Consider the following 15,306-nt stretch of genomic DNA (forward strand, 5'->3'; position numbering starts at 1 on the left):
AAATAAAAGAAGAAGTGAAGGAACCGGTAAAAGAAGTTGAAGGATCGAAAGAAGAAGTGAAAGAACCGGTAAAAGAAGTTGAAGGAACAAAAGAAGAAGTGAAAGAACCGGTAAAAGAAGTTGAAGGAACAAAAGAAGAAGTGAAAGAACCGGTAAAAGAAGTTGAAGAAACAAAAGAAGAAGTGAAAGAACCAGTAAAAGAAGTTGAAGAATCAAAAGAAGAAGAAAAAGAGCCGGTAAAAGAAGTTGAAGAAACAAAAGAAGAAGTGAAAGAGCCGGTAAAAGAAGTTGAAGGAACAAAAGAAGAAGAAAAAGAGCCAACAAAAGAAGCTGAAGAAGCGAAAGAACCAAAGAAAGAAGTAAAAGAATCAGCAACAGGATTGGATCAAGAGCCAAAAGGGAATAATCAAGTTGTTGAAAACGAGGGAAGAAAAGCAGACACTTTAAATAAACAACATACTAATAAGCCAGAGGAAGGTAAGAAATTTTTACCATCAACAGGCGGTGAAGCTAGCACTTCGACTTTACTTTCTGGCATAACACTTGTTCTTTCCGCACTAAGTATGTTCGTATTTAGAAAGAGATTATTTAAGAAATAAATAACGTTTAATCTTATTATTATATATAATTAATTTTTGCTTTTTTGAGAAGACATTATCATGGCGGTTTTATTAGAAACATGCATATGATGATGTCTTTTTTTACTAGAGAAGGATATTACTAGTGATTGTCTAAGTGTATTAGAAAAGGAGGGGAAGTTATGCATATTAATTCTATTTCAAAGATCGAAGAAGCTGCAGAATTTATTTCGATGATGAATAAAGATATTACGCAGCATGTTGGTTAGTGCGGGGAAAATCATGAAGAAATATTGGACGCTATTCTTCATGGTTTTTCTGATATAGGGTGGGAGAAGTCTTTTGTCGTTTCTTATAATGATAATAATGAAATTGTAGGTGTATTAGGATTTGATATAGATGAGATAAGCGAAAGTGCGGAGATTTGGGGGCCTTTTATTATAGCTTCGAATTGGGGAGAGATTGCTTTAAGTATGTGGAAGAAACTTATCGAGAAAATTCCACTTCATATTCAAAAGTTTCATGGATTTTATCACGTGAAAAATAGTAATGGTATCGACTTTATGAAATATTTACAAGCTAAAAAACAAGAGAAACATAGCGTTTTAATTTTAAAGAAAACTAATGTGGAGCAATGTACAATAAATCAAGTAGAGGAAGCATCTCAACAAGTATTTGAGCAGTTTATTGTTTTACATAATAATATTTTTCCTAATACATATTATGAAGGAAATGAAATCATTGAACGTTTAAGTGATACGAATAAATTATTTGTAAGTATGAAGAATGGTAAGTTAGAAGGTTATGTATATGTTGAAGTAAATCCGGAGTTTCATGAAGCGAATATTGAATTTATTGCAACCGCTGAAAATAGTAGAAGAAAAGGTGTCGGAGAGCGGATATTGCAAGGGGCAATTCAGTATATTTTCTCTTTCCAAGGGATGAGAGAGATAGTACTATGTTTGAATACGAATAATGATCGTGCGATGAAATTGTACAAGAAAGTAGGTTTTGAGGAAAAAGCATGTTTACAGCACTATATAATAGAGTGAAAAACCCATTCATATGAATGGGTTTTATTACGGATTTAGAAGTGATTTGAGGCGCCAATCGTTACATAACCTTTTTTATTTTTTTCGGCACTTCTTTCGTTTGCAAATTAACATCTTCTTTTCGTAGCTCTTTAAAGAGTGAAGTAACCATAAGAACGACTACAATAGAAAATGGTAGCGCAGCAATTATAGCTGCGATTTGTAGTGCATTTAATCCTCCAGCTTGTAATAAAATAGCGGCAATTATCGCGATTGTTAATCCCCATATAAGTTTTAAACTATTTTTCGGTGATAAACTTCCGTTACTCGTTTGCATGGAAACAACAAATGTTGCTGAATCGGCAGAAGTAACGAAAAATGTGGCTACTAAAATTAACCCGATAATCGTTAAAAATGTAGAGAATGGTAGATGTGAAATAACAGCAAATAATCCAATCTCTGTACCATTTTTTGCAATTTCATCAGCTATTCCAAGCGATTGGAACATTTCCATATGGATTGCGGTACCACCAAATACTGCAAACCAAAATGTACAGATAAGAGTCGGGACTAATACAACTCCAAAAATAAATTCTTTTATTGTGCGCCCTTTAGAAATACGAGCGATGAATGTACCGACGAATGGAGACCAAGAAATCCACCATCCCCAATAGAAAATAGTCCAGTTTTCAATCCAAGAAGAAGATTTTTCATTAAATGCTCCTAAATTTAATCCCATACTAGGCAAAGCTCCAATATAAGAACCGAGTGTAGATGTGAAATATTTCATAATAAATACGGTTGGCCCTAAAAATAAAAAGGAGACGAGTAAAATACCTGCAAGAGAGAAATTTAAGTTACTCAAATATTTAATCCCACGATCTAAGCCAGTTTGTGCACTCGTTAAATATAAAACGGCGAAGATGGCGATAAGTACGAGCTGTGTAAGTAAAGTGTTATGAATAGAAGGGAATAAATAGCTTAATCCTCCAGCAATTTGTTGAGCACCAATCCCAACAGATGGTACAATGCCAAATACTGTGGCTAAAACAGCTAAAATATCGACTGTTTTTCCGATACGAGAATTTTTCGATCGATTAAATAATGGAGTAACTGTAGCCCCGATAGTGCTCCCTTTTTGTTTGCGGAATGTGAAATATGCAATTGTTAAAGCAACCATTGCGTATAGTGACCACGGAAAGAGACCCCAGTGGAAAAATGAATATTGCATAGCGAGTTTGGCACTTTCCTCTGTCCCCGCTTTTCCTGTTAATGGATCTGTAAAATGTGAAATCGGTTCAGCGATTCCATAAAAGAGGAGTCCAATCCCCATTCCTGCTCCAAACAACATGGATAGCCAAGATGGATAATTATATTTTGGCTTTTCTCCATCTTTACCAAGACGAATAGAACCGTACTTAGAAAATGCTAAATAAGCAGCCAAAATAATCATTGTAGTCATAAGTAGAGAGTAAAACCACCCAAATTTATTGAGGATAAATGAGTTTAAAGAAGATGTAACACTTTGTAAATCGTAGCCTTGTATCCAACTTGCTGGGGTAATTCCCCATATAATGAATAATGTTGTTAGCAAGAAGGAGATATAAAATACACTGTTTTCTTTTTTTATCATAGAATCCCACCCTTATTTAATAAAGTTAACAATTATAATAATCATAACAATTAAGTTTTTAATTGTCAAAAAATTCCCTTTTTATAATGTGAAAGGATGCAATTTGTTTTAGGGAGGTAAAGAGCAATGTGTTCACGATATGTACAAATTATAGGAAGAAATAATATGAAATATTGCATTTTATATTGTTACATCCAGATTTTATGTTAAATTCTTGAATGGAATATTAAAATAGGGGGCAAGGATATGAACAAGAAATCAAAGATCAATAAAGTGATGCTTAGCATTAGTACAATGGCTTTATCGTTAGGCGCACTTCAAACTCATGCAGCAGCGGAAGAAAAAGTACCGTATAACGTGTTGAAAACGAAACCGGTTGGAATTGAAAAGTCGGTAGATGAAGTTGGACATATTTCAAAAGTTGATGAAACTTTATCATTTCAAGAACGTTTAAAAGTAGGAGATTTTTCACAGCGACCAGCATCTATTACGAAGAAAACTGCAGTAAAGCAAGTTAAAGAAAGCTATTCAATGGCTGATTTAAACAAAATGAATGATCAAGAATTAGTTGAAACGTTAGGCAGTATTAAGTGGCACCAAATTACAGACTTATTCCAGTTTAACGAAGATGCAAAGGCTTTTTATAAAGATAAAGGAAAAATGCAAGTCATTATAGATGAATTAGCTCATAGAGGTAGTACATTTACGAAAGATGATTCAAAAGGAATTCAAACGTTTACTGAAGTGCTGCGTTCAGCTTTTTATCTTGCATTTTATAATAGTGAATTAAGCGACTTAAATGAAAGAAGCTTCCAGGACAAATGTTTACCTGCTTTAAAAGCAATCGCAAAAAATCCGAATTTTAAGCTTGGTACAGTTGAACAAGATACAGTCGTATCTGCATACGGTAAATTAATTAGTAATGCTTCAAGTGATGTTGAAACGGTTCAATACGCATCGAATATTTTAAAGCAATACAATGATAATTATACTACTTATGTAAATGATCGAATGAAGGGACAAGCAATATACGATATTATGCAAGGTATTGACTATGATATACAGTCGTACTTAACTGTGGCTCGTAAAGAAGCGAATGAAACGATGTGGTATGGAAAAGTAGATGGGTTTATTAATGAAATAAATCGTATTGCTCTTCTAAATGAAGTAACGCCAGAAAATAAATGGCTCGTTAATAATGGCATTTATTTTGCTAGCCGTTTAGGGAAGTTTCATAGTAATCCAAATAAAGGATTAGAGGTTGTTACACAAGCAATGCATATGTACCCGCGCTTAAGTGAACCGTATTTTGTTGCGGTAGAACAAATTACAACAAATTATAATGGTAAAGATTATAGCGGGAATACAGTAGATTTAGAGAAAATACGTAAAGAAGGAAAAGAGCAATACTTACCAAAAACGTATACATTCGACGATGGATCAATTGTGTTCAAAACAGGAGATAAAGTATCAGAAGAAAAAATTAAGAGACTATATTGGGCTGCGAAGGAAGTAAAGGCACAGTATCACCGGGTAATTGGAAATGACAAAGCGTTAGAGCCAGGAAATGCGGATGATGTATTAACGATCGTAATTTATAATAGTCCAGATGAATATCAGTTAAATAGACAATTGTATGGATATGAAACAAACAACGGTGGAATTTATATTGAAGAGACAGGTACATTCTTTACATATGAGCGTACACCAGAGCAAAGTATTTATAGTTTAGAAGAGTTATTCCGTCATGAATTTACTCATTATCTGCAAGGGAGATATGAAGTTCCTGGTTTATTTGGAAGAGGAGATATGTATCAAAATGAAAGGCTAACTTGGTTCCAAGAAGGAAATGCAGAGTTTTTCGCAGGATCTACTCGTACGAATAACGTTGTACCAAGAAAGAGTATAATTAGCGGATTATCATCTGATCCTGCAAGCCGTTATACAGCAGAGCGTACACTATTTGCTAAATACGGTTCTTGGGATTTCTATAATTACTCGTTCGCATTGCAATCTTATTTATATACACATCAATTTGAAATGTTTGATAAAATTCAAGATTTAATTCGAGCGAATGACGTGAAAAATTATGATGCTTATCGTGAGAATTTAAGTAAAGACTTAAAACTAAATAAAGAGTATCAAGAGTATATGCAGCAGCTAATCGATAATCAAGATAAATATAATGTACCGGAAGTAGCAGATGATTATTTAGCTGAACATGCAACGAAGTCGTTAGCAGCGGTGAAGAAAGAAATTAGTGATACGTTGCCTATGAAAGATACAAAAATGACAAAACATAATTCTCAATTCTTTAATACATTTACATTAGAAGGTACGTATACAGGTAGTGTCACAAAAGGTGAATCAGAAGATTGGAAAGCAATGAGTAAAAGAGTAAATGAATCTTTAGAACAATTGGTGCAAAAAGAATGGAGTGGCTACAAAACTGTTACAGCATACTTCGTCAATTATCGTGTGAATAGCTCAAATCAATTTGAATATGATGTAGTTTTCCACGGTATCGCAAAAGATGACGGAGAAAATAAAGCTCCAACGGTTAATATAAATGGCCCTTATAGCGGTCTTGTAAAAGAGGGAATTCAATTTAAAAGTGATGGCTTAAACGATGAAGATGGAAAAATTGTTTCTTATTTATGGGAATTTGGAGATGGAAGCACAAGTGCAGAAGTGAATCCAGCACATGTATATGAAAGAGAAGGTTCTTATAAAGTATCGTTAAGAGTAAAAGATGATAAAGGCAAAGAGAGCAGAAGTGAAACAACTGTTACGATTAAAGATGGAAGTTTAACAGAATCAGAACCAAATAATCGTCCAGAGGAAGCAAATCGTATCGGGCTAAATAGTACGATAAAAGGTAGTCTTATTGGCGGGGACCACACTGATGTTTATACATTTAATGTAGCATCAGCGAAAGATATCGATATTTCCGTTTTAAATGAGTATGGAATCGGGATGACATGGGTGCTGCACCATGAATCAGATATGCAAAATTATGCAGCTTACGGTCAAGTTAATGGGAATCATATAGAAGCGAAATTTAATGCAAAACCAGGCAAGTATTACTTGTATGTATATAAATATGATAATGGCGATGGAACGTACAAATTATCAATAAAATAAGTGCTTTTCCAATGTATGTTTAACTTTACTTTTTGTGGAAAATAGTATATTATATAGATATATAATATATCGGTTATTTTCTAGGAGGAGCCTGTCACAATAGGTTTCTCCTGTTCTTTTTTAGAGGCCTGTCTTACAGGTTTTTCTTTAAAAGATAAATAACTGAAAATTAAGAACTATAATCTTTGAAAGAGGTGGGGCATACACATAACAAAAAAGGGATTGTTTAAGAGAGGGGGATAAGAAATGGTTTTGTTTGGTTATCCACTTGAAACAATTTATTTATACGGATTTATTATTGCTACTATACTCACTGTGATTTATATCTTTTTTGGAGATATATTTGAATCCATATTTAGTTTTGGAGGCGGATCGGTATCCGTTGTTACTTTATTACTTAGTTTTTTCGCCATGTTATGTGGGCTTAGTTATATAGGAGAATATTTATTTTCCTTTAATAGCATTCTTATTTTCGGGGCTGCATGTGCTATATCCTTTATTGGTGTATTCATAATGAAAATACTAATTTTAAAGCCGATTGCAGAAGCAGAACAAAATACTGTGCAACGTATGGATGAGTTCATAGGTTGCAAGGGGGAAGTCATTACAACAATTCCTACAGAAGGATTTGGAGAAGTACTAATCTCCTCTCAATTTGGAAGTAATGCAATTCCAGCTAAAACAATTGGGAAAAAAGATATTTCACAAGGAACTGAAGTTATTATCGAGGGAGTCCAAGATGGTGTTTTACTTGTACAAAACATCGCTTATTCTTTAAAAAAACCAAAATTATAAGGGGGAATTCACATGACGATTCCATTAATTATTGGTGGAGTGTTACTCGCAATTTTAATTTTACTCATTTTAGTATTCATTACGAAGTATCGAACAGTTGGACCAGATGAAGCGTTAATTGTTACAGGGAACTGGCTTGGTGGCGGAAAAAATGTAGTTACCACTGATGATGGAAAGAAGATTAAGATTATTCGCGGTGGCGGTACATTCGTAGTTCCAATTATGCAACGAGCAGAGCCTTTAAGTCTATTAAACTATAAGTTAGAAGTGGGTACACGTGATACGTATACGAAGCAAGGTGTTCCAGTTACAGTAAATGGTGTTTCTATTATTAAAGTAGGTTCTACGATTGAAGAAGTATCTACAGCAGCTGAGCAATATTTAGGAAAAGAAACAGAAGAGTTAAAAGTAGAAGCAAAAGAAGTTTTAGAAGGTCATTTACGTGCGATTTTATCTTCTATGACAGTAGAAGATGCGTATAGTAATAGAGAGCAATTTGCTCAAAAAGTACATGAAGTAGCTTCTACGGATTTAAAGAAAATGGGTCTTCGCATCGTTTCCTTTACAATTAAAGAAATTATGGATAAGAATGGTTACTTAGATGCACTTGGTCAGCCGCAAATTGCGACAGTGAAGCGTGATGCAACAATTGCGAATGCAGAGCGTGAAAAAGAAGCTCGTATTGAAAAAGCTCGTGCTGAGAAAGAAGCAAAAGAAGCTGAATATCAACGTGATGCTCAAATCGCTGAAGCTGAAAAACATAAAGAATTAAAAGTACAATCTTATAAGAGAGAGCAAGAACAAGCTCGAGCAGACGCGGATCTTTCTTACGAATTACAACAAGCGAAAGCACAACAAGGTGTTACAGAAGAGCAAATGCGCGTTAAAATCATTGAGCGTGAAAAGCAAATCGAGTTAGAAGAAAAAGAGATTGCGCGTCGTGAAAAGCAATATGATGCAGAAGTTAAGAAAAAAGCAGATGCAGATCGCTATGCTGTTGAGCAATCAGCGGAAGCAGAAAAAGTAAAACAAATTAAAAAGGCAGATGCGGATCAATATAAGATTGAAGCTGAAGCGAGAGCTCGGGCGGAAGAAGTACGTGTAGAAGGTTTAGCGAAGGCGGAAATCGAAAAAGCGCAAGGTCAAGCGAAAGCGGAAGTACAAAAAGCACAAGGTACGGCGGAAGCAGATGTTATTAGATTAAAAGGTTTAGCAGAAGCAGAAGCGAAGCAAAAAATTGCAGAGGCATTTGAGTTATATGGCCAAGCGGCAATTATGGATATGGTTCTTAAAATGCTTCCAAGTTATGCGAAGGAAGTTGCAAGTCCGCTTAGTAACATTGATAAAATTACAGTTGTTGATACAGGCGGCGGTGGTAAAAATAGCGGCGCCGGAAAAGTTGCGGGTTATGCAACTGATTTAATGGCAACGATGCAAGAAACGTTAAAAGCTTCTTCTGGCATTGACTTAAAAGAGCTATTAGAAGGATTTGCAGGAAAAGGAGCGGTACAACAATTATCAAGCGATAAACCTGTTGTATCTGTAGTAGAAGATGAGAAAAAAGAAGTAGATAAAGAATAGTAAGGTGAAAAGAACCTCTAGTAAGTGAAATACTAGAGGTTCTCCTATGAATTATAATATTTCGAATAATATACATTTTTATACATTGTTTTAATTATTTAATTTATATAGAATGAAAAAGATATATATCAATTCTTTAGATGTATAAAAAGATAGAGAGTCTCATTGATACATTTAAATCGTATTATTTTTATAGAAAGATTAAATGTTAATTAATTACATTTAAAACGGTATGGAGGGGTAGAAGTATGTTTCAAGGGAAATTAAGGAGTAGTAGTTTAAAAACAAAGTTACTTGTATCATTTATTATTATTTTAATTCTTCCAAGTATTGTAATTGGTTGGACGTCTTATCAACAGGCGAAGACGAATTTTAATGAAACAATTTTAAACTCGGCGAAAGATAATATAAAAATTTTGGATAATGTAATTAATAAGGAATTGGATAGTAAAAAAATAGATGCAACTTATTTTACGAAATTATTTACACAATCAAGTTACCAAGCAGATCAAATTCAAAACATACAAAATAAACTAGAAGAATACAATAAACTGCATCCAGAAATGGAAGCAATCTATACAGGATCTAGTAATGGACAGTTCATTCAATCACCAGCTATTCAGATGCCAGATGGATATAATCCTACAGAAAGAGATTGGTATAAAGAGGCAGTGAAGAAAAGCGGAGAAGTAATTGTAACTGCTCCATATAAGTCAAAAACGACAGGAAATATTGTTATTACACTAGCAAAACAAAACGAGGATAAAAGTGGAGTTCTTGGGATTGACTTAATCATTAATGATATCGTTACTACTTCTAAGATGGTTAATATCGGTAAGGAAGGATATGTAGCGATATTTGATCAAGATAAAAATGTAGTAGCGCACCCGAAAATGAAGCCAGGAGAGAAATTAGAAGAGAAACTTAGTAAAGAATTGTATAAACAGGAAGCTGGGGATTTTCATTATTCATTAGATGGTGAAGATCGCAATATCACTTTTAAAACGAATAAGAAAACTGGATGGAAAATAGCAGGAATTATGCCTTCCAAAGAAATTATCGAAGCGGCTGAACCTATTTTCTATAAAACAATAACTGTTCTTGGAATTTCACTAATAATCGGTGGGATTGTAATTTACTTCATAATTGCGTCTATTATTAAACCGTTAAAACAACTTGTCATATCATCGAAGAAGATTAGTGAAGGTGATTTAACAGAATCAATTACAGTTCATTCTAAAGATGAAATTGGACAGCTAGGAGAAAGTTTTAACGAGATGGCTGCATCGTTACAAAGTGTCATTTCTAATATAAACACTTCAGCAAGTCATGTAGCGGCATCTTCAGAAGAATTAACAGCTAGTATGAAGCAGACAAGCGAAGCAACGGAACAAATTACACAGGCTATAGAGCAAGTATCAAGTGGTGCAGAAATACAAACGAAAGAAGTTGAAGAAGGAGCAACATTGTTAGAAGAAGTTACAGAAGGAATTCAGCGTGTTGCAGATAGTTCTTCATTAGTATCTACAGCCTCTATGTATACGAAGAAAAAAGCCGAAAATGGTGGGAAGTTAGTTGAACAAACTGTGAATCAAATGCAATTAATTCATGAGTCTGTTTCGCAGTCAGACAAAATCATTGGTTTGTTAGACGATAAGTCGAAACAAATTGGAGCAATCCTTGAAGTGATTCAACATATTGCTGAACAGACAAATTTATTAGCGTTAAATGCGGCAATTGAGGCTGCGAGAGCTGGAGAGCAAGGAAGAGGATTTGCAATTGTAGCAGATGAAGTGCGAAAGCTAGCAGAACAATCAGGACAGTCTTCTACGGAAATTGGGAAACTAGTGAAAGAGATTCAATTTGATATAAAAGAAACAGTAAGCTCTATGAATCAAGTTGGAGTAGAAGTACAATCAGGACTTGTAGTTGCAAATGAAACGAAGCAAAGCTTTGCCGAAATATTGAAGTCTACAAATGATACAGTTGTACAAATTGATAGCATGGTAGATGTAGCAAAACAAATGACGGTAGATGCAAAACAAGTAAGTGCATCTATTAATGAAATTGCAGCTACGATTGAAGAAAATGCAGCAAGTGTTCAAAATATTGCTGGTTCCTCTGAGGAACAATTAGCTTCAGTAGATGAAATAAATGCAGCAGCAGTTCATTTATCACAAATGGCAGAAGAATTACAAGAGATGATTAGTAAGTTTAAAGTGTAATAACAAATATTAAGAAACGAGGTAATAATTTTACTTCGTTTCTTTTTTTATGAAGAGAAAAAGAAAGAAATATAGAGTAACCGTGTTATGATTAAGTATAATTAAAGAGACTGTATATTCTTTAAATTCTATCTTTAATCATGTTAGGGGGATGGTTTTGAAATTTAAAAAATTAAAACTCCAACCGAGAATTACATTAACTATAAGTACACTTATTTTAGTTGTACTTATGCTAACGAGTTATTTATTTTATTACATATTATCTGAAACGGTAGAAGAGCAAATTGGGAAACGAGCTTTGCATGTTGCGAAAACAGTTGCTGCTATACCTGAAATAAAGGAAGCTTTTCAAAAAGAAAACCCAGCTTCTATCATTCAGCCGATTGCAGAAAGAATTCGAATGGATACAGAGGCTGACTTCATTGTAGTTGGAAATAAAGAGGGGATTCGATATGCACATCCTGAGCGAGATAAAATAGGAGAAGCGATGATTGGTGGAGATAACAAAGGTGTTTTATTAGAAGGAAAATCATATGTTTCGAAAGCAACTGGATCATTAGGCCCTTCATTACGTGGAAAAGTTCCAATCCGTAATCAGGAAAATGAAATCATTGGTGTGGTGTCTGTTGGATTTTCAATGGACGATATTCATGGAGCGGTAGAAGTGTATGGAAAGCGTGTATTTTGGATTACAATAATAGGGCTATTAATTGGAGTAATCGGCTCTATATATTTAGCGGCAAGTATAAAAAGAATGATGTTCGGTATGGAACCAGAAGAAATTTCCTCTTTATATGAAGAGCATAGTACAGTGATTCAATCTGTACGTGAAGGGATTATTGTAATCGATAAAAATGGCATGATTAGTTTAGTCAATCAAGCAGCTTATGATATTCTTTCGCTAGATAAACAACAAAATATTATTGGGGAATTTATTTTAAATGTAATTCCTAATTCAACGATACTAGATGTACTTCAAACTGGTGAAGAACAGTTTGATCGCCAATTAAATATAAAAGGACAGGCTGTTATTGCGAACCGTCTACCTATTAAAGTAAAGAATAAAGTAACTGGCGTTGTATCGAGCTTACGTTTGAAATCTGAAATGGATCAGTTAACAGCAGAATTATCTCAGACGAAGCAATATACAGAGGCATTACGAGCGCAAGCGCACGAATATAACAATTTATTGTATACGCTTTCAGGTCTTATCCAATTAGAATCATACGAAGATGCTTTAGAGCTTATTCATAAGGAAACAGCGGTATATCAAGATTTTGTTCAATTTATTATGAAGCGGATTCAAAATCCATGGCTAGGTGGAATTTTAATTGGATTTTATAATAGAGCACGAGAGTTGAAGATTGATTTTATGCTAGATAGAGAAAGTGGTTTAGAAAAATTAAGTCCACATATTGAGAGTAATTATGTCGTTTCTATTTTAGGAAATTTAATTACGAATGCATTTGAAGCAATTGAAAAAAATGAAGAGAATGATAAGACAGTAAGGATGTTTGTAACTGATATTGGAGAAGAAATAGTAATTGAAGTGGAAGATTCAGGGCAAGGGATTCATGAGGAAATAATTACTAGCATATTCTATAAAGGCTTTTCGACGAAAGAAGGAGGAGAGCGAGGATATGGATTAGCAAAAGTGAAAGAGTTAGTAGAAGATTTAAATGGAAGTATTGCAATTGAAAAAGGGGATTTAGGTGGTGCGTTATTTATTATTGCACTACCGAAAGAGAGAGGCGAATAGTAATGGGTGAGGAGATTGAAGTATTAATTGTAGAAGATGATATTCGGATTGCTGACATTCATCGTCGTTTTACTGAAAAAATTGAGGGATTTAAAGTAATTGGAACGGCAACGACTGGAGAACAAGCGAAAGAATGGCTAGAGCTTGTGAAGCCACAGCTTGTGTTATTAGATGTGTACTTACCTGATATGCAAGGAACGGAACTTGTCACATATATTAGGCATCATTTGCACGATACAGATATTATTATGATTACAGCGGCATCGGAAACAGATGTAGTGAGGCATGCCCTGCGGGGCGGAGTAACAGATTATATTGTAAAGCCACTAATGTTTGATCGATTTAAGGCGAGTTTGGAAAGTTATCAAAAAAAGATTGTGCAGCTGAAGAAAAATAATCAATTATCTACAGAACAAATAGAACATTTATGGTCTCAAAGAGGCGTAAAGGGAAATGAAATGGAATATGCCCCGAAAGGGATAGACCCCTTAACTTTAGCAAAAATAAAAAAACATATGTTAACAGTTAATGAAGAAGGCATTACAGCAGAGGTACTAAGTTCAATGGTAGGCGTAAGTCGATCAACTGCAAGGCGCTATTTAGAGTATTTAATATCTGGGAAGAAAGTCCACGCAGAGCTAATATATGGGAGTGTGGGGAGACCGGAGAGACGGTATTTTCTTGTTTCTTCATAATAAAAAACAGTAGAGGATTTATTTCTTCTACTGTTTTTTGCGTCTTATATTGGAATAATCCCAATTACAATGCCAGTAATCAACATCACCATTGTCGTTCCAACTGCCCACAATAAAGTAAAACGTTGATGTTCACCAAAATCAACTTTTGCCATCCCAACTAATAAATAAGTGGATGCAACAAGAGGACTTAATAAGTGAACGGGTTGCCCAAGTAAGGAAGCACGTCCCATTTCAGCTGCACTAATTCCGTAAGTAGCAGCAGCCTTAGTTAAAATAGGTAATACCCCAAAGTAAAATGCATCATTGGACATGAAAAATGTGAATGGCATACTAAGAAGAGCTGTAATAATTGGCAATTGTGGTCCAAGTGCATCTGGTATAAGAGTTACTACACTGTTAGCCATGGCATCTACCATTTTTGTTCCAGATAAAATACCAGTGAAAATACCGGCAGCAAATACGAGAGAAACAACTGCTAATACATTCCCTGCATGAGAAGCAATACGTTCTTTCTGTTGTTCTAAGTTTGGATAGTTAATCATAACAGCAATAGCAAAAGCGACTGTAAATAAAACAGGTAACGGCATAACTTCTAGTATGAGACAGACAAGTAATGTAGCGGTTAATAAAAAGTTAATCCATAGAAGTTTAGGACGTTTATGCACTGCGGCTTCGACAGTTGCAGCTTGCTCATCCATTGTTTGCATTTGTTTTAAATACTGTACATCCATAATTCCTAAACGTTTTCTTTCTTTTTTTCCAAGATAGTAAGCAACGAAAACAACCCAAATTGCACCAGCAATCATTCCTGGAATAAGAGGTGTAAATAATTCAGAAGCCTCAAGTCCAAGTGCGCTCATAACACGAGCTGTGGGTCCACCCCAAGGTGTAAGATTTGTTACCCCCGCCCCTAACATAACAACTCCAGCTAATATGAGGGGGTTCATTCCAAGGCGCTTATATAGTGGATACATTGCGGAAACTGTAATCATGTATGTTGTTGTACCGTCACCATCTAGAGAGACGATAATAGTCAATATAGCCGTTCCGACAACGATTTTTAAAGGATCTCCTTTTACAAATTTTAAAATCTTACTAATGACAGGATCGAATAAACCGCTATCAATCATAATCCCAAAATATAAAATAGCGAACATAAGCATAATACCAGTAGGTGCTAACTTTTGAATCCCCTCTAACATCATAGGCCCCATATTGGCATAGAATCCGCCAATTAATGCAAAAACACTCGGAATTAATATTAATGCTACTAGCGCTGACATACGTTTCGTCATAATTAAAAACATAAAGACAAATACCATCGCAAATCCAAGTAGTGCTAACATGTAATTTCCCCCTCAAAAGAATGATTGCGCTTTCAAAATAGAATAAAAATTCAGAAAAAGGTTTTTTATTTATAATAAAAGCATCTATTCAAATGGTAAATAATTTAAAAAATAACATCATTAGAAGCATAATTTTTATTTTGTTCATTTTGTTCACGGTAGTTAATTTGAATTTTTAAAAAGTAAGCTGCTCCTCGTAAGAATGGTAGAATAAGATGAAAATAGTGAAGTGTGAAATAGGGAGTAGATGTTATATGAAAACGAGAATTGAAGAGATTTATAGCTCTTATGAAGGAAAAGTAGAGGAGATTTTTATTAATGAATCTTCTTACGTATATGAATGGGAAAAATTATTGATGATTCGAAAAAATGACGGTGAGCTTAAAAAAATCGCAGTCGGTATTAGTGGAAATATAAGATTGGTAAATGTAGAAGTTGGACAGGAAATTAGTGCGGATACATTATTAGTTAAGTTAGAAGATGATTTATTAATTACAGGTTGCGAGTGATGAGAGA

Annotated in this window: 10 protein-coding genes and 2 pseudogenes; 10 read left to right on the forward strand and 2 right to left on the reverse strand. The window is 34.4% G+C overall.

Going from position 1 to position 15,306, the window contains the following annotated elements; translation table 11 throughout:
• Both ACK1U5_RS25310 and ACK1U5_RS25315 read left to right on the forward strand, forming a co-directional pair.
• A partial coding sequence (locus tag ACK1U5_RS25310; protein ID WP_448814844.1) for an LPXTG cell wall anchor domain-containing protein occupies positions 1–599 on the forward strand: 599 nt, incomplete at its 5' end.
• 161 nt (positions 600–760) lie between these two features.
• A pseudogene (locus ACK1U5_RS25315) lies at positions 761–1,630 on the forward strand (GNAT family N-acetyltransferase).
• A 61-nt stretch (positions 1,631–1,691) separates the two neighbouring features.
• Here the strand turns inward: ACK1U5_RS25315 and opuD are convergent.
• Complete coding sequence (gene opuD, locus ACK1U5_RS25320) at positions 1,692–3,242, reverse strand: glycine betaine transporter OpuD (RefSeq protein WP_000591575.1); 1,551 nt, start codon at positions 3,240–3,242, stop codon at positions 1,692–1,694.
• A 246-nt stretch (positions 3,243–3,488) separates the two neighbouring features.
• Between opuD and colA the strand changes: the two genes are divergently transcribed.
• The 7 genes and pseudogenes from colA (at position 3,489) to ACK1U5_RS25355 (ending at position 13,441) form a co-directional block, all read left to right on the forward strand.
• A complete protein-coding gene (gene colA / locus ACK1U5_RS25325) occupies positions 3,489–6,386 on the forward strand; it encodes a collagenase ColA (RefSeq protein ID WP_069604962.1) in 2,898 nt (965 codons plus the stop codon).
• A 246-nt stretch (positions 6,387–6,632) separates the two neighbouring features.
• Entirely contained in the window at positions 6,633–7,181 is a 549-nt protein-coding gene (locus ACK1U5_RS25330; RefSeq protein WP_000242438.1) for an NfeD family protein, read from the forward strand.
• A 12-nt stretch (positions 7,182–7,193) separates the two neighbouring features.
• Positions 7,194–8,762: a flotillin family protein gene (locus ACK1U5_RS25335; RefSeq protein ID WP_000155016.1), complete on the forward strand. Its 1,569-nt coding sequence runs from the start codon at positions 7,194–7,196 to the stop codon at positions 8,760–8,762.
• Between the two features lie 248 nt (positions 8,763–9,010).
• Positions 9,011–10,045 (forward strand): annotated as a pseudogene (locus tag ACK1U5_RS25340) (HAMP domain-containing protein); the annotation flags it as partial.
• A gap of 81 nt (positions 10,046–10,126) precedes the next feature.
• The gene (locus ACK1U5_RS25345; protein WP_374221872.1) at positions 10,127–10,987 is read left to right on the forward strand and encodes a methyl-accepting chemotaxis protein; all 861 of its coding nucleotides are present in this window, start codon (positions 10,127–10,129) and stop codon (positions 10,985–10,987) included.
• 151 nt (positions 10,988–11,138) lie between these two features.
• On the forward strand, positions 11,139–12,746 hold the full coding sequence (locus ACK1U5_RS25350; protein ID WP_080481826.1) for an ATP-binding protein: 1,608 nt from the start codon (positions 11,139–11,141) through the stop codon (positions 12,744–12,746).
• A 2-nt stretch (positions 12,747–12,748) separates the two neighbouring features.
• Complete coding sequence (locus ACK1U5_RS25355) at positions 12,749–13,441, forward strand: response regulator (RefSeq protein ID WP_000503463.1); 693 nt, start codon at positions 12,749–12,751, stop codon at positions 13,439–13,441.
• 44 nt (positions 13,442–13,485) lie between these two features.
• Here ACK1U5_RS25355 and ACK1U5_RS25360 read toward each other — a convergent pair whose 3' ends face one another.
• A complete protein-coding gene (locus tag ACK1U5_RS25360; protein ID WP_000880474.1) occupies positions 13,486–14,790 on the reverse strand; it encodes a CitMHS family transporter in 1,305 nt (434 codons plus the stop codon).
• A 254-nt stretch (positions 14,791–15,044) separates the two neighbouring features.
• Here ACK1U5_RS25360 and ACK1U5_RS25365 point away from each other — a divergent pair, with 254 nt between their 5' ends.
• A complete protein-coding gene (locus ACK1U5_RS25365; RefSeq protein ID WP_000857376.1) occupies positions 15,045–15,299 on the forward strand; it encodes a hypothetical protein in 255 nt (84 codons plus the stop codon).
• Positions 15,300–15,306 lie beyond the last annotated feature (7 nt).

The organism is Bacillus sp. XB1 (assembly GCF_053557995.1).